Source organism: Flavobacterium sp. UM26, from assembly GCF_057922445.1.
The window spans coordinates 63626-89862 of record NZ_JBVHCY010000014.1; the positions used below are offsets into that span (position 1 = coordinate 63626).

15 protein-coding genes are annotated in these 26237 nt (G+C 34.8%); 8 read left to right on the plus strand and 7 right to left on the minus strand.

Features of this window, described 5'->3' with window-relative positions:
- Window positions 1-75: 75 nt before the first annotated feature.
- From ACZ1AQ_RS14545 to ACZ1AQ_RS14555, 3 genes are read right to left on the minus strand one after another with little or no spacing between them, the layout of a single operon-like run.
- Window positions 76-957, minus strand: a complete 882-nt coding sequence (locus ACZ1AQ_RS14545) for a hypothetical protein (protein ID WP_489633589.1) — start codon at window positions 955-957, stop codon at window positions 76-78.
- A 16-nt stretch (window positions 958-973) separates the two neighbouring features.
- The gene (locus tag ACZ1AQ_RS14550; RefSeq protein WP_489633590.1) at window positions 974-2488 is read right to left on the minus strand and encodes a RagB/SusD family nutrient uptake outer membrane protein; all 1515 of its coding nucleotides are present in this window, start codon (window positions 2486-2488) and stop codon (window positions 974-976) included.
- A 14-nt stretch (window positions 2489-2502) separates the two neighbouring features.
- The gene (locus tag ACZ1AQ_RS14555) at window positions 2503-5610 is read right to left on the minus strand and encodes a SusC/RagA family TonB-linked outer membrane protein (RefSeq protein ID WP_489633591.1); all 3108 of its coding nucleotides are present in this window, start codon (window positions 5608-5610) and stop codon (window positions 2503-2505) included.
- Window positions 5611-5955: 345 nt separating this feature from the next.
- On the opposite strand from ACZ1AQ_RS14555, the gene ACZ1AQ_RS14560 reads away from it, so the two are divergent.
- Entirely contained in the window at window positions 5956-8829 is a 2874-nt protein-coding gene (locus ACZ1AQ_RS14560; protein ID WP_489633592.1) for a triple tyrosine motif-containing protein, read from the plus strand.
- A gap of 36 nt (window positions 8830-8865) precedes the next feature.
- On the opposite strand, the gene ACZ1AQ_RS14565 is transcribed toward ACZ1AQ_RS14560, so the two are convergent.
- Window positions 8866-10149: a UDP-N-acetylmuramoyl-tripeptide--D-alanyl-D-alanine ligase gene (locus ACZ1AQ_RS14565; RefSeq protein ID WP_489633593.1), complete on the minus strand. Its 1284-nt coding sequence runs from the start codon at window positions 10147-10149 to the stop codon at window positions 8866-8868.
- A 65-nt stretch (window positions 10150-10214) separates the two neighbouring features.
- Window positions 10215-11900 carry a gliding motility lipoprotein GldJ gene (gldJ, locus tag ACZ1AQ_RS14570; RefSeq protein ID WP_489633594.1) on the minus strand — a complete coding sequence of 562 codons (1686 nt, stop codon included), beginning with the start codon at window positions 11898-11900 and terminating at the stop codon, window positions 10215-10217.
- Window positions 11901-12107: 207 nt separating this feature from the next.
- Between gldJ and porU the strand changes: the two genes are divergently transcribed.
- The 5 genes from porU (at window position 12108) to ACZ1AQ_RS14595 (ending at window position 20547) form a co-directional block, all read left to right on the plus strand.
- Window positions 12108-15941: a type IX secretion system sortase PorU gene (gene porU / locus ACZ1AQ_RS14575; RefSeq protein WP_489633595.1), complete on the plus strand. Its 3834-nt coding sequence runs from the start codon at window positions 12108-12110 to the stop codon at window positions 15939-15941.
- Window positions 15942-15979: 38 nt separating this feature from the next.
- The gene (porV, locus tag ACZ1AQ_RS14580) at window positions 15980-17125 is read left to right on the plus strand and encodes a type IX secretion system outer membrane channel protein PorV (protein WP_489633596.1); all 1146 of its coding nucleotides are present in this window, start codon (window positions 15980-15982) and stop codon (window positions 17123-17125) included.
- 127 nt (window positions 17126-17252) lie between these two features.
- Window positions 17253-17735 carry a cytidine deaminase gene (gene cdd, locus ACZ1AQ_RS14585; protein WP_489633597.1) on the plus strand — a complete coding sequence of 161 codons (483 nt, stop codon included), beginning with the start codon at window positions 17253-17255 and terminating at the stop codon, window positions 17733-17735.
- Window positions 17736-17904: 169 nt separating this feature from the next.
- On the plus strand, window positions 17905-18903 hold the full coding sequence (gene pdhA, locus ACZ1AQ_RS14590; protein WP_438061598.1) for a pyruvate dehydrogenase (acetyl-transferring) E1 component subunit alpha: 999 nt from the start codon (window positions 17905-17907) through the stop codon (window positions 18901-18903).
- A 6-nt stretch (window positions 18904-18909) separates the two neighbouring features.
- Entirely contained in the window at window positions 18910-20547 is a 1638-nt protein-coding gene (locus ACZ1AQ_RS14595) for a dihydrolipoyl dehydrogenase family protein (RefSeq protein WP_489633598.1), read from the plus strand.
- Window positions 20548-20605: 58 nt separating this feature from the next.
- Here the strand turns inward: ACZ1AQ_RS14595 and ACZ1AQ_RS14600 are convergent, their stop codons facing one another.
- On the minus strand, window positions 20606-21838 hold the full coding sequence (locus ACZ1AQ_RS14600; protein ID WP_489633599.1) for a glycosyltransferase: 1233 nt from the start codon (window positions 21836-21838) through the stop codon (window positions 20606-20608).
- 111 nt (window positions 21839-21949) lie between these two features.
- Between ACZ1AQ_RS14600 and ACZ1AQ_RS14605 the strand changes: the two genes are divergently transcribed.
- On the plus strand, window positions 21950-22531 hold the full coding sequence (locus ACZ1AQ_RS14605) for a MiaE family protein (protein ID WP_489633600.1): 582 nt from the start codon (window positions 21950-21952) through the stop codon (window positions 22529-22531).
- Window positions 22532-22555: 24 nt separating this feature from the next.
- A complete protein-coding gene (locus tag ACZ1AQ_RS14610; protein ID WP_489633601.1) occupies window positions 22556-25312 on the plus strand; it encodes an AsmA family protein in 2757 nt (918 codons plus the stop codon).
- A gap of 62 nt (window positions 25313-25374) precedes the next feature.
- Here the strand turns inward: ACZ1AQ_RS14610 and ACZ1AQ_RS14615 are convergent, their stop codons facing one another.
- Window positions 25375-26016 (minus strand): endonuclease III domain-containing protein, encoded by a 642-nt coding sequence (locus tag ACZ1AQ_RS14615; protein ID WP_489633602.1) that lies wholly within the window; start codon window positions 26014-26016, stop codon window positions 25375-25377.
- Window positions 26017-26237 lie beyond the last annotated feature (221 nt).

Genomic DNA, 26237 nt, shown 5'->3' on the forward strand with positions numbered 1-26237 from the left:
AAAAAATAGCCCATAATCAGGATGAGAATGGGCTATTAACAACAAAACTCAAAACTTAACTCAACTTAAACAATTTTACTTTCCTCTAAACTCCACTTTGGAAATGGTAATTCCGCTTGGAGTAAATGTGTTTCCGCCGCAGCGAATCACTAGATATATTTTTCCGGTTTGATTAAATTTTACGGTGTTCGAGATAACTCCAGCGGCATTTTTTACACAGCCCACAACTGAAAGTTTTCCAGAGAAGGCCGCTTTTGCACAACCGTCCCAAGTACTTAATCCCATCACTTTGTTGTCTTTGTATTCTACACCCGAAGCCGGTACTGTAGTTCCAGCATATACTTCGAACCAAGTTTCGTTCGAACCATCATTTGAAGAAACATTCATATCAATCGTGTATTCTTTATCTTTTACCACATCGATAGCTTGGTAAATGGCTTCTTGAGCCCAACCACCATTGGAGTTGATGGTAGCACTTCCGATTTTGAAGTTCCATTTGGCAGCGCCTGATGGGCTCAAATTACAACTCGTCCATTGTGCATGATCGGCAGCATTGGCAAAATTGCCTCCTTTTACCAAATTCCCTTTTAGTGGGTCTGAAGTAGCTACAACAATTTCTTTGGTAGTTGCATTTTCTGAGCCACCTCTTCCTACAGCAATATGGGTGATTTTGTAGGTTCCTGCATCTGGAAGTGAAATTTTCTCGGTCATTTTTCCTAAGTAAACTCCGTCGCCAATATCCCATTTTGAGGCGATAACATTTTGGGTTTGTGCTTCGAGTTTATAGGTATTCACAGCACCCTCTACTGGTGTAATGGTAAATGATGCGTCTACATTAGCATCGGTTAATCCGTTTCCATCAACCGCATCATCTGGCTGACAGCTAAGCAAAGTACTCACTGATGCAAAAGCAAAGAATAAGTAAATGGCTCTTTTTGAAATTATATTTACAAACATATTTTTTGATTTACGATTAATAATTTGGATTTTGAACCAGTTTGGTGTTTTCTAATTCTTTCAACGGAATAGGCCAGATTTCGTTTTTACCTGCTACAAAACCTCTGCTTGCCAAAACAGCAGCTGCTCTTCCTGTACGAACTAAGTCGAACCAACGGTGTCCTTCGCAAGCCAATTCTAATCTTCTTTCGGCCATAATTGCATTTATAGAAACTGGAACAGATGGTAATCCAACTCTAGCACGAACGGCATCAAGAAGCGCTTGAGCTCTTGTTCCTGTTCCGCCCAATGCTTCGGCTTCCATCAAATAAGTATCTGCTAAACGTATTACGTAAACATTTTGTTTGTAGTTCAAAACTGCGTCTCCACCACCAGTAGTAACATCGGCAGTAGTAGGCATAAACTTTTTAATAAAGTACCCTGTGTCTTTATATCCAGGAGAATAATCAGCAAGACCTTGAGCTTTCAAATCTTTCATATCAACAACCGTTGCACTAAAACGAGGATCTGGTTTTAAGGCATTGTACAAATCAACTGTTATTGGATTAAAACTCCAACCCGCAGCATAATCAGGTGCTGTAGAATTAGCTGGTCTAGAATAACCTCTTGGCCCCACCATAATGTTAATGGTATTACCCTCATCAGAACCTGAACCCCAGTTACCCCAACCAGAATTACTTTTGTTGGTATGAGATACTTCGATAATTGACTCAGTGTTGAATTTGTTACTGATTACCCATAAATCAGAATAGTTTGACAATAATTTATACCCAAAAGGACTTGTTGCTCCGGGTGTACCGTTTACTTCGGCCAACTCAGCAGCAGCCAAAGCATTTTTACCTTCGTATAGGTACACTTTTCCAAGTAAGGCTTTAACAGCTCCTTTGGTAAAACGTCCTGCTTCGGTAGTAGGGTTGGTTATGGTATTGGGCAAATTAGGGATGGCTTCTTTCAAATCTTTTTCGATTTGAGCATACACATCTTCTGGTTTTGCTTGCACTACATTGTAAATTTCACTGGTAGGGATTGGGGCCGTAATCAATGGAATGTTTTTGAACAAACGAACTAACTCAAAATAGTAGTAGGCACGTAACGCTTTTGTTTCAGCAGTAAATCTTGCTTTTTGAGCATCGGCCATAGGAACATTTGGTAATTTAACTAACAATGTATTGGCTCTAAATATTCCTTGATAAAAGTTATTCCAAAAACTTCCTGGAATGGTTACTGGACTGATGGAATAATCCGAAAAGGACTGAATACCAGTTCCGTCAGTAGCCCCACCACCACCAGCATAGTGATCGTCGGAACCCGCGTTCATCATACAAACCATATTTTCAAATCCGCCCGATTGTTTACCTAAAATATCATAAACAGCTACAAGGCCAGAATAGGCTTCTTCTTCATTAGAATAATAGTTTTCTTCTAGGGCAGTGCCTTTAGGCTCTACTTCTAAAAACTCATCACTACATGACGCGGCCACAAATAATAAGGCAAACGCATGGATAGTATATTTTAAATTTTTTAGTTTCATGATTTTACGTTTTATTAAAATTGTAAATTAACTCCCAACATAAATGTTTTTGCCTGAGGATAATATCCTCTATCAATTCCCATTACACCACCACCAATCTCAGGATCGTAACCAGAGTATTTAGTGAAAGTGAATAAATTCTCAGCTGTTAGATATACTCTAGCTTTAGCAACACTCACTTTTTCAAGTACACTGCTTGGTAAAGAATACCCAAATTGAATGGTTTTGAATCGGAAATAATCACCATCTTCTAAATAAAAATCAGAAGGATTATTAAAGTTTTTATTGGTGTCATTTGTAGTTAATCTTGGGAAAGTATTAGAAGATCCTTCTCCTGTCCAACGACCTAAAGCTTCGGTTTGATAATTAGCATTAGCAATATCTAATCTACGAAGTCCTTGAAAAATTTGATTTCCTGCAACTCCTTGACCGAAAACTAACAAATCGAAATTTTTGTATTCTAAATTCAACGTAAAACCATACGTAAAATCAGGTAATGGACTTCCGATAAAAGTTCTATCATCGGCTGTGATAGTTCCATCACCGTTTACATCTTTCCAACGGAAATCTCCAGGAACTGCTCCTGGCTGAATCAACTGTCCTGAGCTATTTGTATACGCATTAACTTCTGCTTGATTTTGGAAAATACCATCTGTTTTGAATCCAAAGAAAGAATTCACAGCTTGTCCTACTTGTGTTCTTGTGATAGGATAAGTACTAGATTGGAAACCTACTCCTCCTGATAAAAAGTCAATTCCGTTTCCTAAATAGGTCACTTCGTTTTGTACATAAGACAAGTTGGCATTTGCCGAAATAGATAACTCTCCTATTTGTTTTTTGTAACCTAATTCTACATCAAATCCTTTGTTGGTCATATCAGCCACGTTGCCCACAGGACTTCCTGTTGATCCTACATATCCTGGTAGAGTTACATCCTGTAGAATTCCTACGGTTTTCTTTGTATATAAATCAAATCCTAAATTGAAATCATTAAATAAACGAGTTTCAAAACCAACGTTTAACTGACTCGTTTCTTCCCATTTCAAATCTGGATTAGAAGGTGCATTTGGACTGTTACCTACAGTTACTGAACCAGCAGTACCGAAAGTGTAATTTCTTCCTCCACCAATGGTAGCCAAATATCTAAAATCACCTATGGCATCATTACCTGTGATTCCGTAACCTCCTCTGAATTTCAATAAGTTTACGATTTCGTTTTCTTTCCAAAATTCTTCTTTAGAAACTACCCAACCCAATGAGAAAGAAGGGAACATACCATACTTTTTATTTGAACCAAATCGAGAAGAACCATCTCGTCTAATAATACCCGTTACTAAATATTTCTCGTTATAATCATAATTTAATCTTGAGAAAATTGACGTTACTACGTGTTCAGAACCTGTGTAAGCATATGCGTCGATTTGATCTTGTGGCACGCTAAAATTGAAAGAAGCATCTTTATAGCTTGTTACTGGAATGTTGAAATACGTTACACCATGCCCACTAGTAATGTTATCTACATACGCTCCTTGCCCTAACAACAAGCTAAAACTGTGATTATTAATTTTATTGCTATAAGAAGCTGTATTCTCAATATTCCATCCAAAACCTTTGTTGGTACTTCTGAAAATATTGTTTTTCAAATTGATTGTTGACGAATTCAAATAAGAAACAGGTGTAAAACTCTCGTCACCCCAATAGGCCAATTTACCTCCAAGTGTACTTCTTACTTTTAAACCTTTGATAGGTTCAATTTCAAGATATGCGTTTCCAACAAAATTATCAGACCAGCTATAATTGCCTAATCTGGTTTGAATGTAAGCCAATGGGTTGGTCATCTCTTGTCCAACAAAATTTGAGATTCCATAAGGATTTCCGTTTTTGTCTCTGAAAATTCCATTATTGGTGTAAGGTGCAGCGCCTGCTACAATAGGATCTGTAACGACTAATGGTGTAATTGGATCTAGATTGATAGCGGAACTTAATGGCCCTCCAAATTCACTATTAGTATTTCCAATCCCAACATTTTTCTCTCTAGAATACCCTAAAGTTTGTCCGAAGGTGATGCCTTTTGCAATTTTGTGAGTAGAATTCAAACGAATGTTTTTACGGATATAATTAGAAATATCTGTAGCCACAATTCCTTCTTGATCTAAAATACCGAAAGAGACAAAATAAGTAGATACATCATTACCCCCCGATAAACTGATTTCGTGACCAATTCTCTGAGCATTGTTATTAAAAATAGCATCTTGCCAATCGGTTCCTTTACCTAGTGCACTCGGGTTTGGGAACAAAATGGGTTGATTCGCTGCAGCATGAGCTTCATTATTCAATGTAGCATATTGTGTAGCGTTTAATAACCCTAATTTTCTTGCTGGCGAAGAAACCCCAGTATAGCCTGTGTAACTTACACTTACTTTTCCTGATTTTCCTTTTTTGGTAGTAACCAAAATTACCCCAGTTGCAGCTCTTGCTCCATAAATAGCTTGAGAAGCAGCGTCTTTAAGTACCTCGATTGATGCAATATCGGATTGATTCAAATAACCAATACCTCCTGCATCAACCACCACACCATCAACAACCCAAAGAGGTTCGTTGTTACCAAAAGTGGTAATCCCTCTAACTCTAATAGTAGCTGAAGATCCCGGTTGCCCAGAATTGGCTGCAATAGTCAAACCAGAACTTCTTCCTTGCAAAGTTTGCTCCACACGCGTTAATGGTAAGTTTTCAATTTCCTTTGCTTTGATACTAGAAATCGCACCAGTTACCACACTTTTCTTTTGCGTCCCATACCCCACAACGACTACTTCATGTAAATCTTGTGATTGTGTTTTTAATTTAAAATCAATTTCGGTTCTACCGTTAATCAATTCTTGAACTGTGTTGTAACCAATAAAACTAACAACAAGGGTACCGTTCGAAGGAGCTTTAATTGTAAAGCTACCATCATAATCGGTAGTTGTTGCCACTTTAGCCCCTTTTACAGCAATAGTTGCTCCAGGAACAAAAAGCCCATTTTCGTCTACTACTTTCCCTTTTACTACAGCCTCTTGAGCAAAGCCATACAAGGAAAACAACAGTGACGAAAAACAAAAAATAAGTGTTTTTGTAAATTTCATTTTTCTAAAAATTTTGGTTAATTAATTTGTAATTTCTCGCAATACTACTGGTTTTTTTTTGTGATTCACATTTAAAAATCCTTACAAAAACACATCAATAGCCAAAAATAAACTTTACAAAAACTTATCAAAAAAAACACAAAATATTCATTATCAATATTTTAAATTGATAATAATGTTATTTTAAAAAATTACAAAAACTAAAAGAAACACTACATTTGTGTAGAAAACAGCATTTTTGAGATTTTAACAAAATTTAAACAATAAAAGCCCTCGTTTAAGTCATTTTTCAAACAAAAAGAAAACGTTTGCGTATAATTATCGAATTTTTAGCCCCATTGCTTTATGATGTACAACTTCAAAAAAAAATTATATTCATTTATACTTCTCTTATCCATTTCAACTATACTAGGTCAAGTTAAAAGCATAGGACTCCCAGATATAAAAAATTACACCCGATCTGACTATAAAGGAGGAACACAAAATTGGGCCATTGATCAAGATAAAAATGGAAATCTTTATTTTGCCAACAATAATGGACTTTTTCAATTTGATGGAACGACTTGGCGCAACTATAAAATGAGCAATGCAGATGCTATTAGATGTGTAAAAATAGATGCTAGTGGCAAAATTTATGTTGGAGGTTACAACGAATTTGGCTATTTCGAGCCAAACCAAAAAGGAAAACTAGTCTACCATTCCCTTACACATCTCGTAACGAAAGCGAAAATTAAAAACATTGATTTTGTCTGGAAAATCCATTTGTTCGACAAAGGGGTAATCTTTCAAGCGTTTTCAAAAGCTTTTTATTTTAAAAATAATACAGTCCAAACGATAAATGCTCCCAAACGTTTTCAATTCTCGTTTTTAGTCAACGGAAAACTGTACTTACAAGATATTGCCAATGGGCTTTTGGAATACAAAAACAAAAACCTTCATGCTCTTCCCGGAACCAAAGAACTTAATACTACAGAAATTTGGAGCATAATTCCTTTGCCTAATCAAAAACTTTTAATTGCTACTTTGAACAAAGGCCTTTATATCTATGCTAATCGTTCTTTACTGCCATGGAATACCGAAACCAATACCTTCGTTAAAAAAAATAGCTCCTTAGGAGGTATTGCCATCAAGAATAAATTTATAGTAATCAATACCGTTTTGAATGGAATTATAGTTTGTGATACCAACGGAAAAATCATTCAGCACATCAACCATAAGAAAGGACTACAAAATAATACTGTTTTAACCTCTTTTATAGACAATAAAAACAATATTTGGTTAGGACTAGACAACGGAATTGCTTTTGTTAACGAGAACTCTCCATTTACCTATTTTGGCTTCAGTTATGACATCAGTACTGTATATGCATCTATCGTTCATGACCAAAATCTTTACGTAGCCACAAATAGAGGAGTATTTTATCACCGTTGGAATCAAAACTTCAAAGAAGATGTCTTCAAACTAGTTGAAGGAACAACTGGTCAATCTTGGAACATTCAAGTAATAGATCATCAATTATTATGCGGAAACAATAACGGAGCAATGATAATTCAGGGAGATAGAGTGAGGCAAACTCTGGACACCAAAGGGTATTTTGGTTTCAAAAAAATACCCGGCAAAGACAATTTCATGATTGGTTCCAACTACAATGGTTTTGCGTTGTTCGAAAAAAAAGGAAACAATTGGACCTATCGCAATCAAATTTCGGGTTTTGACAATTCATCCAGTACTTTCGAATTAGACGAAGAAACAATTTGGCTAAAAAAAGATGGGCTTTTGTATCAAATGACTTTGTCCCCAGATCTAAAAAGCTATGCAAAAATAAAAACTCACAAAGCAATAGCTAATAATTATTCTGGTGTAGGAAGTATTCAGCGTATTAATGGGAAAGTGTACTTTCAAACTCAAAATCGTTTTTTTAAATATTCGAAAGATCAAGAGACCTTTTATGAAGACAAAAATATGAGTGCACTTTTTCAAAAGATACCTCCAGTTCATTTAATTTATGAAGATCAACTGGGTAATATTTGGTATACTTACGGACAAGGATTAGGTATGTTACAAAAACAGAACAATCGCTATCATAACATTGTCGCCCCATTCTCAAATCTAACCGGCGAACTTGTAAACGATTACCTATCAATAAACACCATCAATGAAAAAAATATTTTTATTGGCTTGACCAATGGATTAGCGCATTACAATCCTGAACAGGCCAACGGATTTGTGACCATACCCAAAGCATATATTCGAAATTTTACCTTCCAAAAAGACACCCTACTTTTAGGAAATGGACAAAAGATTACAACAAAATATACACTCCCCTATTCCTCAAATCATGTGCAATTTTCATTTTCATCTCCGACTTATGAAAATCTTGATAATGTAGAATTCTCATATAAACTTGAAGGCTTTGATGAAAAATGGAGCCCTTGGTCGAGAATGTTCACTAAAGAATACACCAATTTAAGTGAAGGAACATATGAAATGAAGGTAAAAGTAAGAAACAGTTATGGTGTACAGTCAAAAGAAGCAACCATAAAATTTACCGTTCTACCACCTTGGTATAGACACTTTTTTGCTTATCTACTTTATATTATTGCTGCAATTGCTATAATACTATATGTGCAAAGAACGGTCAAAGCAAAAATCAGAAAAAACAAGTATTACGAGACCATCGAACAAAGGCGATTATATCTTGAAAAAGAATCCAAAATTCGACAAGAACAATATTTATTGGAAAAAGAAATTGAAAAATTAAAAAATGACAAGTTAAAAATCAAAATCTTGGCCAAAGACAAAGAATTGGTTAGTAACTCCCTACAAGTAGTCAAAAAGAATAAAATTTTGAATGGTATTATCCACAAACTAAAAGAAATCAATCATGATCATTTGGATGACACTTTGAAAAACCAATTCACAAAACTTCAAAAAAGCATTATAAAAGAAGTAAATTCAGACAAAAGCTGGAAGGACTTAGAAAAACATATTAAAAATGTACATTATGATTTCTTAAAAAGATTAAAAGAACAATATCCAACTATAACTCCTCGAGAGTTAGATTTGGCAACTTATCTTTTGATGAATATGTCAACCAAAGAAATAGCAGAAATCATGAACATTTCCAACGGTGGCGTCGAATTAGCAAGATATAGACTTCGAAAAAAATTAGGCCTTAACAAAAAAGAAAACTTAATAGGTTTTCTCATGAAAATATAATCTAAAAAAACGCAACCTATGGGTTGCGTTTTCTTTTTATAAAAAGTTTAAAGTTCGCTCTAAAGCCATTCCTCTTGATCCCTTTATCAAGAGTGTAGCATCAGGGAACGGATGTTCTGTCAAATAAGCAGCAAAGGCCTCAAAAGTGGCATAAAATTGAAAATTCTCTTGATCAATTGCACAATCGAAAAAAGCTTTACCAATAAAAAAACAACGAACATTAGGAACATCTGAAAGACGATGAACAAGCTGCTGGTGCTCATACAAACTCTCTTCCCCTAGCTCAAACATATCTCCTAAAACCAATATCTTGTTAGGCTTGTCTAATTGAACAAAATTATCAATAGCAACTGCCATACTACTCGGATTAGCATTGTAAGCATCTAATAAAATGGTACTATTTCCTTTGACAACCATTTGCGAACGATTATTCTCAGGCACATATTCCTCCAAAGCTTCTTTAATCGACTCTAAAGGTACTTTAAAATAAGTTCCAATTGCTAGAGCTGCATTGATGTTATTCGCATTGTATAAGCCAATCAAATGCGTAACTATAGAATGTCCTTCATATTTAATTGTCACAAAAGGATTTGCCTCTATTGATGCAATATTGACAGCTGCATTACTTTTATTAATACCAAAAGAGTAACAAGTTAGCGTACTTGATTTTTCTACTTGAATAGGATCCTCAAGGTTTATAAAAGTTGTTTTATTAGCAAAAGACAAATAAGCATACATCTCGCTTTTACCTTCAATCACCCCTTCAACGCCACCAAAACCTTCTAGATGTGCTTTCCCGAAATTAGTAACATACCCATAATCAGGTGTAGCCAATTGGCAAAGAAACTCAATCTCTTTTTTATGATTCGCTCCCATTTCGACTACTCCAATTTCTGTTTCCTTGGTAAACGAAAGTAAAGTTAGAGGAACTCCAATATGATTATTCAAATTGCCAACTGTAGCTTTGGTATTGAACTTTTTTGAAAGAACTGCGTGAATCAACTCTTTTGTAGTTGTTTTTCCGTTACTTCCTGTCAAGGCAATAATTGGGATTTTCAGGTAATTTCTATGAAATTGAGCCAATTGCTGGAGCGCTAACAAACTATCATCTACCAAAATAGTTCGCTCATCTATGTAATAATCTGAATTATCAATAAGCACAAATTTAGCCCCCTTACTTAACGCTTCGGCAGCAAACGTATTGGCATCAAAATTATCACCTTTAATGGCTACAAATAATGAGTTAGGTAAAATTTTACGTGTGTCAATTGAAACAGAATCGCACTGTAAAAATAGGTTATGAATGCTAGCTATATCCATAATAAATTGAATTAAAACAATAAAAGCCCTAATCAAAGGGCTTTTAAAAATAAAAAAAGTATTTCTTAATTTCTAGGGGATCTTTTCTTTTGAGCTTTTGCTCCTACACTAGACATTGCACATCTAAAACCGATATAATCAGTAGCCATATCTTGTGGTAAATATCTTCTTTGAGCTGGGTCTAACCAATATGCTCTATCTCTCCAAGATCCACCTTTATATACACGAACTTCGTCATTAATTAAAGTAGTTCTTTTACTAGAAGAATCATATTTTCTAGACATTTTACCTAAACTATCAACTGCTACATTATGTTTTGGCGAGTTGTACATTTTACGAGCATCTTTTTCACCTTTAGTTTCGTCACCTGTGTTCCCAAAATCATAAAAACGAGTAGATTGTTTATCACCGTCTCTGTAGTTGATATTGTTGCTCTTATCAAAGTTTTGTCTTAAATACGTTTCATTTTCATCTACTGGAACTTGCGCAATTTGACCTGGATATGCTCTAGCAACTAATTTACCATTACTTAATGTGTCGTATTCAATTGTTTTAGTTGTAACAATTTCGATTTTACCATCCTTACCAATTTTATTTTTGGTATACAAGTTACCTCTGAAGTAATTGAAGTCATTCCACTCATTGTCAATAATAGGACGATATACATCGGCAACCCATTCGGCTACGTTACCAGCCATATCATACAAACCAAAATCATTTGCTGGATATTTTTTCACTTGGTTTGTAATGTCAGCTCCGTCATCAGACCAACCTGCAATTCCTCCATAATCACCATTTCCTTGTTTGAAATTAGCCAACTGATCACCTCTACTAACACGTTTTCCTGAACGAGTATAACTACCTGACCAAGGATATTTCTTTTGACCTTTGTAAATGTTGTATTCTCTTTGTCCTACATCGGCAGCTGCAGCATATTCCCATTCAGCCTCGGTTGGTAAACGGTACTCCGGTAATAAAATTCCTGAAGAACGTTGTGCATACACATTTTTTTGCTCTACTACTTTACCATCTTTTCCTGGTTTAGGTGCTTTTCTTTTAGATCTTTCTTTAAGAACGATTTCTTCATTTCCACCATAAACAGAAGTTGGAGAAGCTAAGTACGTTTCAGAGCTGAAAGGACTTTCAGCAGATACATCCGTAACTTTTGCATTTTTCTTTAAATAACCTGTTTTCTCTAATAAACTCTCGTTAACACGATCCGTTCTCCATTTAGCAAACTCATTGGCTTGAATCCAGTTTACTCCTACTACAGGATATTCAGCATAAGAAGGATGTCTCAAGTAATTATTGGTCATCGTCTCATTATACCCTAAACGATTTCTCCAAACTAAAGTATCAGGAGAAGCTCCTTCGTATATATTTTTGTAATTTTCTTCTGTAGGTGGGAAAACTTTTTTCAACCATTCTAAATACTCTAAATACATAGAGTTGGTTACCTCAGTTTCATCCATGTAGAAGGATTGAACGTGTTGTTGCGTTGGAGAGTTGTTCCAATCGTGCATGACATCATCTTGAACTCTACCCATAGTAAATGTTCCTCCTTCTACGAAAACCAAACCTGGGCCGGCTTGATTTTTGTTTTTAGCAGCAACATTTTTCTGACGATCTAAATTCCATCCAGTTGCTCTTGAAGCATTACTAGAGCTAGACTTCTTACTACAACTAGCTAATCCTGCAATCAATAAAATTGATGCGATCAATTTTAAGTTCAAAATTTTCTTTACTTTCATACTATTAATAGGTCATAATTTGGTGCCGCAATATAACAATTAACCTTTTACATACAACACCAATACTTAATAATTTTAATGGGGCTAATTAAATTTATTCAATCCCTGAATACCAACGCAAAAATATATTTTTTATTATTAAAACCTAGAGGAATTAAATTATTTTTACCCATTAAAATATTTACCTCTAAAGTTCGTTCAATCAAAATGAAAAACAGATTATTCACATGGTTATTGCTTGTGCTCCCTTTTTTTACTTTCGCACAGTATAGCGGTACCATTGTAATTAATTGGTCGCCAACTAAAACAATCAACTTTGGAGATTATTCACTTCGAATCCCAACTTTTGACAGCAATGCTTTTCAATTTGACCCATTAACTAAGTCTATTCTCTACAGCAGTCCTTTACAAGAAACTTCAACAGATGGAAGCGTAACCATACATAACATAACCTATGAAAACATATCTGCCGAAGAACTAGGAGATGTATCACTTTCAAACCTACCCTCGACATTAAACGAGAAGATTAACATCTCTACTTCAAGAGATTTTTCGAGATTTTTTTTAACATTTTCACCTATTATCAAAGATAATTTTGGAATTAAAAAAGTCATTTCAGTATCTTATACAATAGTACCAAACTCAAATCGAAATACCTTCACAAACAAAACTACTGCTATACAATCTATATCAAACTCTGTATTAGCCTCAGGTAATTGGTATCAGTTTCAAATTAAGAAATCGGGAGTATACAAAATCTCAAGAAGTTTTTTACAACAATTAGGAATAACAGTAAATTCAATAGACCCAAGAAGAATCAAAATATATGGTAATGGAGGAAAAATGATTCCGCTAACCAACAACAATTCATATCCACTAGACATTGAAGAAACACCTATTGAAGTAATTGGCGAAAATGACGGAGTATTTAACAATGAGGATTACATTCTTTTTTATGGAGAAGGAACCGACACGTGGAATACAGAAAGTAAAACCTTCAACAACCTCTACGAAGATGTGTCTTTTTATTATATCACTACTGATGGCAATTCTGGAAAAAGAATCCAACCAATTACTCAACCATCTGGTAATCCAACCTTAAGTTTAACAACTTTTGATGATACTCAATTTCATGAATTGGACCAAATCAATATCGGACAACTTGGGAGGCAATGGTTTGGTGAAAAATTCGACATCAACAACGAACAAGAGTTCGATTTTGAATTTCCTAATATTGACACAACAATACCTGTAAAAATTAGCACAGAGACCGCTTCCGCAGCCTTTACCCCAACATCCTTCGTGGTTTCTGCAAACAACTCCCCTATTGGAACCATAAATTTCCCTGCAGTAGCCAATAATTCAGGAATCTCTTTTTACACTGCAAACCTTCCAAGCAACGCTACTTTTTTAGGCTCCGAAAAAAACAAAATAAAATACACCTATAATAATGGTGGTGTTCCAAATGCAATTGGTTACTTAGACTACATAAAAGTGGTAGCCAAAAGAAAACTAGTAGGTTACGGCAAGCAATTTCATTTTCAATACGACAATGCTTTTTCTACTAACGGAATTGTTGAATATGCGCTTTCTAATGCAGCAGCTATAAGTCAGGTTTGGGATGTAACCGAACTCAATGCCATTCAAAAAATTGAAAACAACAACCAAAACCAATTTAGTTTTAAAGCCAATTTAGGAGAAATCCGAAAATATATAGCACTTGATGCTAATGACTTTTTGACTCCAGCTGTTTCGAAAAAACCAAAAGTTGCCAACCAAAATATTAAAGGAACCATTTTCAAAAACAATCTTGGTCAATTTCAAGACATCGATTACGTAATTATCACACCGAATTCTTTAATTAATCAAGCCGAAAAACTAGCTTCTTTCCACAGAAACTATTCTAATTTGAATGTAAAAGTGATTTCAACCGAAGCCATTTATCACGAATTTGCCTCAGGAAAACAAGATATTGGAGCAATACGAAATTGCATCAAATACATATACGACAATGCTTCTGCTCCTAATAAAAGAATTAAATACGTCAACCTTTTTGGAGACGCATCCTACGATTACAAAAACAGAATCAACAATAACAGTAACATTGTCCCTATTTTCCACTCTCTGAGAAGTAATGCAACAGGAGAATCTTCTTTTGCTTCAGATGATTTTTTTGGATTAATGGATACCAATGAAGGAAACATAACGTCTAGTTTTGGAGGAATTGATATCGCTATAGGCAGAATGATAGTAAACGACACTAAACAAGCCGAAGAAATGGTGCAAAAAGTGATTGACTATCACGACTTAAAATCTTATGGAAACTGGAGAAACAACTTCGTACTCATAGGCGATGATTCAGATGTTCCCTCAGACGCTTCCCTACAAGAAAAACAAAATAATTTAGGAGACTTAATCACGACTGAAAAACCATTTTTAAATGTCTCCAAAATTTTACTTGACTCCTATATACAAGAAGCATCGGCTGGTGGATTTCGATACCCAAAAGCTAGAACAGATTTATTCAATGCCTTCGAAAAAGGCGCTTTGGTCTTTAATTATTTAGGACATGGTGGTGAAGACGGATTGGCTGTAGAACGTATTTGGGAAAAATCAGACGGACAAAATTTAAACAATCCATTCAAATTCCCTCTTTTCGTAACGATTACTTGTGAGTTTTCAAGATTCGACAATCCTTTACGCCCAACAGCAGGCGAATATACTTACTGGAATCCAAAAGGAGGAGCTATTGCCATGATAACCACTATTCGCTCGATTGGACAATTCAGCGCCGAGAATTTCAATCCATTATTGACCAAAAATCTACTTTCATTTGGTTCGAATAACTATGTTTCAATGGCAGAAGCACTTCGAATTTCAAAAAACACAAATCCAAATTCATCTACAAATGTTGTAGTTTTTATTGGCGACCCCGCTTTACAGCTCGCAATAGCCAAACCTAAAATTAACCTAACAAAAGTAAATGACATTGCTATTTCACAACCAATAGACGACTTCAAGTCACTAGCCAAAATGAAGCTTTCTGGTGAAGTCACAGACGAAAACAATAATTTGTTAACCAACTATAACGGAGAGATTGCAACAATCATAACCGACAAATTAGCGACCAGAAATACACTAAATAATGACGGAAACAGTCCAAGCATACCATTCTCTGTATTAGGCGAAGCTATCTTTAGAGGAAATGCAACAGTAAAAAATGGTCAGTTTGAATTTAGCTTTGTCGTACCAAGGGATATTCGTATTCCTGTTGGTAATGGAAAAATTAGTTTCTATTCCAAAAAAAATAATGCACTCGAAAACCAAACCGGACAAAACACAACTATAAAAATAGGGGGAATTAATGAAAATGCTGTTGCAGACAATATTAGCCCAAAAGTGAAGTTATATATGAACGATGAAAATTTCGTTTCCGGCGGAACAACCAATCAGTCTCCTATATTAATTGTACAATTAGAGGACGAAAACGGAATCAACACTGCCAGTGGAATAGGTCATGACATTGTTGCTATTTTGGACGGAGACGAAAGTAATCCCTATATCTTAAATGATTATTATGAAACCAAACTTGATGATTTTACCTCAGGAACTATTAGATTCCCCTTCAGAAATCTCTCAGTAGGACTTCATACCATAACCATAAAAGCATGGGACGTATACAATAATCCTGTCATTAGCGAAATACAGTTTCTTGTGGTTGGCAATGAATCTATAACACTTACAAATGTTTTGAATTATCCCAATCCATTTGTAAACTATACCGAGTTTTGGTTCACACACAACAGACCATTTGAACCCCTAGAGGTACAAGTACAAGTCATGACAATTACCGGGAAAGTAGTTTGGTCAAAAAATCAAATCATCACTACCGAGGGATTTTTATCAAGAGAAATTAAATGGGACGGAAAGGATGATTTTGGTGACCGATTAGGAAAAGGAGTTTATGTTTATCGATTGACAGTCAAGTCATCATTGAACAACAAAAAAGCTGAAAAAATAGAAAAATTGGTCATCCTATAAATTTAATACTATATTTGTTTAATGATTTTAATAACATAATGAAGAAATTAATTCTGATTTTTATTGGCGTAGTAACAACCAACGCAATAGCACAAGATAGAACAATTACAACGGGAGTCCCTTTTCTACAAATTGCAGCCGATGCAAGAGCAGCAGGTATGGGAGACATCGGAGTAGCAACATCACCAGACACTTATTCACAACAATGGAATCCTGCCAAATATGCTTTTGCTACTGACAAGCAAGGATTTTCAGTAAGTTACACTCCATATCTTACCGACATCGTAAATGATATTTCCCTAGGACAAGTAACCTATTATAATCGTTTTAATGACAGAAGTGCTTTTGCTGGAAGTATAAGATATTTTGGGCTTGGGGAAATAGAACTAAGAGAAAATGCCAATGACGTTCCAAGACTGGTTTCTCCAAACGAATTTGCTATTGATGGCTCCTATTCCCTACACTTAAGCGATTATTTCTCTATGGCTGTGGGAGGAAGATTCATTCATTCTAATTTAAAAGTTGCATCAGACAACGGTGATGCATCACCAGCCAGCACATTTGCTGTAGATATTGCAGGCTATTTCCAATCAGAAGAAATAGCCTATTCCGACTTTAACGGAAGATGGAGAGGTGGATTTAACATTCAAAACTTAGGTCCCAAAATTAGCTACGACAATGACGAGTTCAACAATAACTTCTTACCTGCCAATTTAAAGATCGGAGGAGGTTTCGATTTTATTTTAGACGAATACAACAAAATTGGTGTTAATCTTGAATTTAACAAGCTACTAGTACCTACTCCTCAATACGAAAGTAGTGATACAGCAGCTGAAACAGCTCAAAAAACTGAAGACTATAGAAAAATAGGATGGGTTTCAGGTATTTTTAAATCCTTTGGTGATGCACCAGGAGGTTTTAGCGAGGAACTAAAGGAAGTAACCTACGCATTGGGCGCCGAATACGAATACCAAGATTCTTTCTCCTTGCGAACAGGATATTTTAATGAAAGTAATGAAAAAGGAGCTAGAAAATTCTTCTCTCTAGGAGCAGGTTTCAAATATAATGTAGTAAAAGTAGATGTATCCTATTTATTTTCCGCATCAAAAGTTAAAAATCCTTTAGAAAACACCTTACGATTTTCTTTAACTTTTAATTTTGGTGACAAATACGAAAATTATTAGAAACAAATCAAATTGGTAAAAAATCCAAATTTCAAAAGCAAGAGCCTTGAAATTTGGATTTTTTTTCCTCAACAATGAAAATAACTATTTGAACCTAAATAGTCTCTACACAAGAAAATCTAGAACCATGAAAGAAATAAATATCACTACTTCATTCAAACAATTCGACTCCATTACAGACCTACCATCTGAGATTCAAAACTTAATGCATGAAGCCATCACTGTTCGTAAAAATGCTTATGCTCCTTACTCAAATTTTAGAGTAGGAGCCGCTTTACTTTTGGAAAACAACAAAATAGTTCGTGGATCCAATCAAGAAAACGCAGCATATCCATCAGGTCTCTGTGCAGAACGGGTAGCTATTTTTTATGCAGGAGCAAATTATCCGGGAGTTAGAATAAATAAAATGGCAATTACAGCAGCTTCAGACACTAATACAACTACCGAACCTATCCCCCCATGTGGCGCATGCAGACAATCCATTGCCGAATATGAAATTAAACAAGACCAACCTATTGAAATTTATTTTATGGGCGAAACTGGTGTAATCTACCAGTCTGACTCACTTCAAAACCTACTCCCTTTTATGTTTAACAAAAAATTCCTCTAATCAGAATAAAAACTGGTTGTTAAATTTTATTGCTTACTCGGAATGTCTTATTTTTGCACTTCGCAAATTTGTGTTGGATTAGAAGTTTAGTTTTCAAAAACTGCACTTCGTTAAAATAAATTTTACACCATTTCGAATAGTATTAACACTTACAAAAGAATTATTTCAGATGAAAGAAGTTACGAAAGAAGTATATTTAAAGTGGTATGAAGACATGCTTCTTTGGAGAAAGTTTGAAGACAAACTAGCTGCTCTATACATACAACAAAAAATAAGAGGTTTTCTTCATTTGTACAATGGTCAAGAAGCCGTTTTAGCAGGAGCACTCCACGCTATGGATTTGACAAAAGACAAAATGATTACCGCCTATAGAAACCACGTACAACCAATCGGAATGGGTGTTGACCCAAGAAGAGTAATGGCTGAACTATTGGGTAAAGCTACAGGTACTTCAAAAGGTATGGGAGGTTCTATGCACATTTTCTCTAAAGAACACCGCTTCTATGGAGGTCATGGAATTGTAGGAGGACAAATTCCATTGGGAGCTGGTTTAGCTTTTGGAGACAAATACAACAACACTGGAGGAGTTACTCTTACTTACTTTGGTGACGGAGCTGCTCGTCAAGGTTCACTTCACGAAGCGTTTAACATGGCCATGTTATGGAAATTACCAGTAGTTTTCATTGTAGAAAACAACGGTTATGCGATGGGAACTTCTGTAGAAAGAACGGCCAATCACTCTGACATTTGGAAACTAGGATTAGGATATGAAATGCCTTGCGGACCTGTTGACGGAATGAACCCAGTGAAAGTAGCCGAAGCAATGACAGAAGCTATCGAAAGAGCTAGACGTGGCGACGGACCAACATTCTTAGAAATGAAAACATACCGCTACAGAGGACATTCAATGTCTGATGCTCAATTGTATCGTTCTAAAGAAGAAATTGAAGAATACAAAAAAATAGATCCAATTACGCAAGTACTAGATGTAATTTTAGATCAAAAATATGCAACAGAGGAAGAAATCGAAGTGATTGACCAACGTGTTAAAGATTTAGTAGAAGAATGCGTAAAATTCTCTGAAGAATCTCCATATCCTGAAGTACAACAACTTTATGATGTGGTATACGAACAAGAAAACTATCCATTCATCCCTCATAAATTATAATCCATTATGGCAACAATTATTACCATGCCTCGTTTGAGCGATACTATGACTGAAGGAACGGTAGCTACTTGGCTTAAAAAAGTAGGTGACAAAGTAAATGAAGGAGATATTCTAGCTGAAATCGAAACAGACAAAGCAACAATGGAATTCGAATCCTTTAATGAAGGAACGCTATTATATATTGGAATACCAGAAGGAGAAACTGCACCTGTAGATTCACTACTTGCAATCATTGGAAATGAAGGCGAAGATGTAACTGCATTAATTGCTGGAGGCGCTACAGCACCTGCACCAGCAGCAACAGAAACTCCAAAAGAGACAGCTGTTGCACCAGCAGCTACTACTACCACTACAGAACTTCCAAAAGGAGTAATTGTAGTAACTATGCCTAGATTAAGCGATACTATGACTGAAGGTACCGTTGCAACTTGGTTAAAAAAAGTAGGAGATACCGTTGCAGAAGGAGATATCCTAGCTGAAATCGAAACAGACAAAGCTACAATGGAGTTTGAGTCTTTCAATGCTGGAACATTACTTTACATAGGTATTCAAGAAGGAAATACTGCTCCTGTCGACAGCCTTTTAGCTATAATCGGACCTGCAGGAACTGATATTACTGGAGTAGCAGCTGGCTTTACTGCTGGCGGAACTACCGCTGCACCTGTTGCAACAGAAACAGCAGCTACACCAGCAACAACAGAAAAAAACATTGAAACTGTTCAAGAGCCAAGTGCTGACGGACAAAGAATATTAGCTTCCCCTCTAGCTAAAAAATTAGCTTCAGAAAAAGGAATCCAATTATCACAAGTTAAAGGAAGCGGTGAAAATGGACGTATCACAAAAAGCGATATCGAAAACTTTACACCAAAAGCAAGTGCTACTCCTCAAGCAGCTCCACAACAAGCACCAGCTACTAAACCAGAAGCTGTAGCAGCTCCAAAACCTTATGTTCCTGCTGGACAAGTAGCAACAGAAGAGATTAAGAATTCTCAAATGCGTAAGATTATCGCAAAACGTTTATCAGAATCTTTATTCACAGCACCTCATTACAATTTAGTAATTGAAGTAAGTATGGATGAAGCTATGAAATCTAGAGCTGTAATCAATACTGTGCCGGACACAAAAGTTTCTTTCAACGATATGGTAATCAAAGCAAGTGCTTTGGCATTAAAGAAACACCCAAAAATCAATTCACAGTGGAAAGATGACGCAATCACTATCAACTATCACGTTAATATTGGTGTAGCAGTAGCTGTCGAAGATGGTTTAGTTGTTCCTGTACTGCCTTTTACTGATGGTATGAGTTTATCTCAAATTGGTGCAAACGTAAGAGATTTAGCAGGAAGAGCCAAAAACAAAAAATTATTACCTACTGAAATGGAAGGAAGTACTTTTACCATTTCTAATTTAGGTATGTTTGGAATTACTGAATTCAACTCTATCATCAATCAACCAAATTCTGCTATTCTTTCTGTAGGAGCAATCGTTGAAAAACCTGTAGTGAAAAATGGACAAATTGTAGTTGGTAACACTATGATGTTATCGTTAGCATGTGACCATAGAACTATTGATGGAGCGACAGGCGCTCAGTTTTTACAAACATTAAAACAATACATTGAAAACCCAGTAACTATGTTAGCATAACAAAAGTTTTCTTTACAATAGAAATCCCGTTTTGAACTTTCAAAACGGGATTATTTTTTTACTTATTCTTGGCTTCAATCCACTTGGACATATATTTTGTACTGGCGAGCGTATGATGTTGCAAAAGAGCACCGTAAAAATTATTCAGTCGATGCTCCTCAATGGTAAACAACAAATGTTGTAATCGTTCTTCAAAAACACTTTCAAAAAGCTCTTTTTTATATCTTTTATTCAAAATATAAAACCCATTTTGTTGTGATGTAAGCCAGCTGGATTTATCAGTATACAACTGAACTGCTGCGTCTACAAATTCTTCAACAGCATCACTAACATAGCCATTCCATGGCAAATCTCCCTGCATAGATTCTGCACCGATAGTAGTGGTTACACTAGGCGTACCCGTTTGCATTGCTTCCAATAATTTTCCTTTTATACCCGCTCCAAAACGTATAGGAGCCAAAACTACTTTTGATTGTTGAACTACTTCATAAGCGTTTTCAGCGCGTCCCATAATAAAAAAATTAGTCTTCGGCTGATGAAGCTGCAGAACTTTTTGAGAAGGATACGCTCCATAAATTTTCAAAGTAGCATTCGGTAGTTTTTGAATAATTTTAGGCCAAATCGTCTCTTTCAAATATTGAACGGCATTCCAATTAGGTTCATGAAGAAAGTTGCCAATAAAGACAAAATCTTCTCGTTCTTCAAAAGAAGGTAATTTTTTCTCAAAAGAAGCTTCAACTACATCCAAAAGAATCGGCAAATAAAACAATAAGGAGGGGTCTATCTTAAAAACTGTCTGCAGAACATCCATCTCAAATTCGGATATCATTAATGTCAAATCACATCTCAAAATACACGCAATCTCTCGCTTTGCAACATCTTCAACTAGCAAATCATTGATGGAAAATGGCCGATTTTGCTTAAACGCCTTTTGTCGCGCTATTCGCAAACAATGCAAATCTTCTGTATCTAAAATTCTAACTGCATCAGGACAATTTTCAACTATTCGCCACCCAAATTGTTCTTCAATCATAAATCGATCAAACAAAACCACATTGGGCTGCATTGCTTTGACAAACGCATCAAAACTAGAATCATTTAGCTTTATAGCTACTTTTTTAATGCCAAATTCAGACAAATCAACCATAAAATTACTATCCTGTGCAGCACTAGCAAAAGTAACTTCATATACTTGGTTTTGAAACATACTGATGAGTTGCAACATTCTAGTTCCCGCTGCCGAAGAATTAGGCTCTGGCCAAACAAAACCAATTACTAATAGTTTTTTCATGTCAAATTAATTGTAGGTACAAAATAATACTATTTCATTCTGATTCTAACTTTTTGAAAGAAAAATCAAAACTAAAAAGCTAAATTTGTAATCAATAAATTGAATTATACCATGTTAGGATTAAAATTAGCCACTGACCCACGTTGGGTTGATATCGTTGAATCAAATATTGAAGAGATTCTAACCGATCATGCTTGGTGCGAACAAAAAGCGGCTTCCAATGCCATATATATTATCATCAATAATTCAGAAAAAGCAGAATTAGTGACCGAAATGACCAGAATTGCTTTAGAAGAAATGGAACATTTTCAAATGGTTCATAACATCATTAAAGAAAAAGGATTGACGTTAGGCAGAGAAAGAAAAGACAATTATGTTAATGATTTAGTCAAATTTGCAAAAAAAGACGGTAGCCGTAACGATGCTTTGGTCGAAAGATTACTTTTTGCAGCAATGATTGAAGCTCGAAGTTGTGAACGCTTCAGAGTGCTTTCCAAAAACATAAAAGACCCAGAACTAGCAAAATTCTACCACGATTTAATGGTAAGTGAAGCTGGACACTATACAACTTTTTTGAAATTTGCCAGACAATATGCTGAAAAAATAGATATTGATAAACGCTGGCAAGAATGGATAGATTTTGAAAGTTCAATTATTGGCAATTACGGGAAATCAGAAACTGTGCACGGATAAATAACCCTCACAATACATAAAAAAATGGCGATAAACAATAAAAACATCTTCTTAAAAACAGTAAAGTATTTAGGAATAGCATTGGTTGGTATTTTGGCTGTACTATTCATTACACCCATTATTTTTTCTGATACAATAAAAGAAGAAGTCAAAAAATACGCCAACACAAAACTTGAAGGTGAACTAAATTACGGTGATGCTAATCTATCTTTTTTTAAACATTTCCCATCATTGACATTAACCTTAAATGACGTCAATTTAAACGGCTCAACCCCTTTTGAAAAAGAAAAATTTGTATCTGCAAAAGAAATAGCTTTTGGAATTAATGTAACCAGTTTGCTTTTTGGAAAAGCTATAGACATTGACCAAATTATTCTAACAGAGGGAAATATCAACGTAAAAGTTGATAAAAATGGTCTTGCAAATTACAATGTGTACAAAGGAAGTGAGGAAACCCCTAAAGAAAATGAAGAAGAAAGCAGTACAGCATTACAACTTGAGAAAATCGAAATCGTAAACAGCAAAGTAGTTTATGATGATCAATCGACTGCTATTCATCTTGATTTATTTGATTTTAATTACACAGGTAAAGGCGATTTAAGTTCAGACTTATTTGATTTGTATTCTAAAGTTGATATTTCTAAAATGAATTTCATCTACGAAAACGAACCCTATTTGATGAATAAAAAAGTAGAGGGTGATTTAATCACAAGGGTTAATGTAAATTCATTATCTTTTGTTTTTGAAGAAAACAATCTCAATATAAATAAATTATTGGTAGATTTCAAAGGCAAATTTGATTTCCTAAAAGACGGATACAACATTGATTTTAACATAAAATCAAACGATAGTGAACTCTATGACTTGATTAATGCCTTTCCTCCAAAATTTATTACATGGCTAGAAAAAACAGAAGTTAAAGGAAAAACGGGCCTGCTCTTAACCCTAAAAGGAAAATACATTGCTTCTCAAAAAATAGCACCTGACTTACATTTAGATTTAAAAATAAAAGACGGTTTTGTTAATTATAACAAAAGTAAATTCCCTATCTCTAATCTAAATGTAGATTTTAAGGCAAAATTACAATCTCTCGATCCAAATCAATTACTACTAGATGTAAATGGTATTTCTTTGAATATTGAAAAAGAATATGTAAAAGCAAAATGGCATTCTAAAGGAGTTGAAAATATTGAACTGAATGGAGAATTGTACAGCTTTATTGATTTAGAAAAACTAAATAATGCATTAGGAATTCCAAATCTAACCGTAAAAGGGCTTTTGACTGGAAAAGGAACAATGAACGGAACCTATAATGCAAAAACTAACAGTTTTCCAATTGCTGATATTGCTATTGATATTAAAAATGGATTTATTCAAACAGAATATTATCCAAATCCTATTACCAACATCAATTGCAATGCTACCATTAAAAATCAAAAAGGATCTATTGATGATTTAAAAGTTAAACTTCAACCCGCTAGCTTTACGTTTGAACAAGAACCTTTTACGGTCGAAGCTAATTTAGAAAATTTTAAAGATTTGAGTTATGATGTGAAGGCAAAAGGCGTTTTAAACATCAGTAAAATATACAAAGTTTTTTCTCAAAAAGGATTAGATGTTGATGGATACATTAAAACTGACTTAACTCTTAAAGGCAAACAAAGTGATGCTGAAAAAGGAAATTACAGTAAACTCAACAGCAAAGGAACACTCGAAATCAGGAATATTGCTGTAGCCTCGTCATATCTTCCAAAAAAGCTTTTAATCAAAGAAGGTATATTCAAATTCAATCAAGACAAAATGTCCTTCAATACATTTATAGCAAGTTATAGTCAATCTGATTTTAAATTGAATGGTTACTTAAAAAATGTATTTAATTTTTTAAGTCCACGAAAAGGAACACTTAAAGGTGCTTTTACCTTGCAATCAAAATACATTAATGCAGATGAGTTTATGAGCACTGACGTAGCTAAGACTGCCTCTACAAATTCTACTAAAGAAATCGATACAAAGCCAACATCAGGTACAGGAGTCATAATTATCCCAAAAAATCTAGATTTGCAATTCAGAGCTAATGCTCAGAAAGTAGATTTTCAAGAATTACATCTTAGCAAAGCCAATGGTAATTTGAAAATGAAAAACGGTAAATTATACCTCCAAAACACCAATTTTAACCTGATTGGATGCCAAGTAGGGATGAACGGCTTATACGAAAGTTTAACAAGTAAAAAAGCCTTATTTGAATACCAAATTAAGGCTACAGACTTTGATATAAAAAGAGCCTATAAAGAAGTTAAAATTTTCCGTGAGATGGCAAGCGCCGCTGAAAAAGCTCAAGGTATAGTTTCTTTAGATTATAAACTTAAAGGGCGGTTAAACGCAAATATGGAACCTGTATTCCCCTCTTTAGTAGGAAATGGAGTTTTATCCATAAAAGATATTAAACTCTATGGAATGAAAATGTTTAATGTAGTTGGAAGCCAAACCAATCATGATAAAATGAAGAATCCTGAACTATCTAAAGTTGACATTAAAAGTTCGATTAAAAATAACATTATGACCATCGAGCGATTCAAATTCAAATTCGCAGGCTTTAGACCAAGGATAGAAGGAACTACAAGTTTGGATGGCCGATTAAATTTAAAAATGAGATTAGGACTTCCTCCTTTTGGAATTTTTGGAATACCAATAACAGTTACTGGTAATAAAGACAATCCAAAAATTAAAGTTGGAAGAGAAACACAAGATTTAGAGGAGACAGAGGATAAGGAAACCGAATAAACAATTAACATGAAAGTCAATAGTACTTATTGGCTTTTACTTTATTTGATTATCTAAGACATTTACACTTTGCCTACATTTATAAAATAATCACAAATTGCATTAATTTGACAAGCCTTACAATTAGGAATGGGTCTACAAATCAATCTCCCATGAAAAGAAATAGCCATTCCAATTTCTAACCAAATTGAAGAATCTAATTTTGAAAGTAACTCTTGTTCCATTTTATCGGCATCTTTAAAATCAGGTACAATACCCAATCTTGGTGCAACCCTCAAGACATGCAAATCAACCATAATACCATTAGGAATATACCCTAACTCCTTTAGAATTACATGAGCTGATTTTCTTCCAATTCCTCTATATCTTGTAAAATCCGGTATTGTTTTTGGTAAATCTTTATTATGAAACTCTTTTGCTAAATCAATAATCCAATTTGCTTTATTCTTAAAATTAGTAATAGAATTCAAAAAGGGGTATAAATCGGAAGCATTAATAGACATTAAAGAGCTCCAATGAGGATACTTATCAAAAAAAGGAATAGTTAATCGATTAACGTTTTCATCAGAATCTTGAGCAGCAAGAATAACCTTAACAATAAGTTGGTAGCTATTCTTATAATGCAGAGGATGTGTTTTCCCTTTATACCTCAATATTAATGGTTCTAACAAAATAGACCAATTACGATCGTCAAATAAATCCATAAACACATTTTTTTAGTCAATGATAAAAACAGTAGTAAGATAAATTAAAATCATTTATATCCACTATTTTTATAAGCAATAGCTAATAGAAGAAAATGAAAAAACCCCTTCATCGAATGATGAAGGGGTTTTAAAAGAATCTGAAAATATTTCAGATTAAAGAAAGGCGGCGACATACTCTCCCACAAAATGCAGTACCATCTGCGCTGGCGGGCTTAACT

What these genes read in the sequence shown, in the direction of transcription:
- ACZ1AQ_RS14545 (WP_489633589.1), bottom strand. Translation starts at nt 957, where the DNA reads ATGTTTGTAAATATAATTTCAAAAAGAGCCATTTACTTATTCTTTGCT.
- ACZ1AQ_RS14550 (WP_489633590.1), bottom strand. Translation starts at nt 2,488, where the DNA reads ATGAAACTAAAAAATTTAAAATATACTATCCATGCGTTTGCCTTATTA.
- ACZ1AQ_RS14555 (WP_489633591.1), bottom strand. Translation starts at nt 5,610, where the DNA reads ATGAAATTTACAAAAACACTTATTTTTTGTTTTTCGTCACTGTTGTTT.
- ACZ1AQ_RS14560 (WP_489633592.1), top strand. Translation starts at nt 5,956, where the DNA reads ATGATGTACAACTTCAAAAAAAAATTATATTCATTTATACTTCTCTTA.
- ACZ1AQ_RS14565 (WP_489633593.1), bottom strand. Translation starts at nt 10,149, where the DNA reads ATGGATATAGCTAGCATTCATAACCTATTTTTACAGTGCGATTCTGTT.
- gldJ (WP_489633594.1), bottom strand. Translation starts at nt 11,900, where the DNA reads ATGAAAGTAAAGAAAATTTTGAACTTAAAATTGATCGCATCAATTTTA.
- porU (WP_489633595.1), top strand. Translation starts at nt 12,108, where the DNA reads ATGAAAAACAGATTATTCACATGGTTATTGCTTGTGCTCCCTTTTTTT.
- porV (WP_489633596.1), top strand. Translation starts at nt 15,980, where the DNA reads ATGAAGAAATTAATTCTGATTTTTATTGGCGTAGTAACAACCAACGCA.
- cdd (WP_489633597.1), top strand. Translation starts at nt 17,253, where the DNA reads ATGAAAGAAATAAATATCACTACTTCATTCAAACAATTCGACTCCATT.
- pdhA (WP_438061598.1), top strand. Translation starts at nt 17,905, where the DNA reads ATGAAAGAAGTTACGAAAGAAGTATATTTAAAGTGGTATGAAGACATG.
- ACZ1AQ_RS14595 (WP_489633598.1), top strand. Translation starts at nt 18,910, where the DNA reads ATGGCAACAATTATTACCATGCCTCGTTTGAGCGATACTATGACTGAA.
- ACZ1AQ_RS14600 (WP_489633599.1), bottom strand. Translation starts at nt 21,838, where the DNA reads ATGAAAAAACTATTAGTAATTGGTTTTGTTTGGCCAGAGCCTAATTCT.
- ACZ1AQ_RS14605 (WP_489633600.1), top strand. Translation starts at nt 21,950, where the DNA reads ATGTTAGGATTAAAATTAGCCACTGACCCACGTTGGGTTGATATCGTT.
- ACZ1AQ_RS14610 (WP_489633601.1), top strand. Translation starts at nt 22,556, where the DNA reads ATGGCGATAAACAATAAAAACATCTTCTTAAAAACAGTAAAGTATTTA.
- ACZ1AQ_RS14615 (WP_489633602.1), bottom strand. Translation starts at nt 26,016, where the DNA reads ATGGATTTATTTGACGATCGTAATTGGTCTATTTTGTTAGAACCATTA.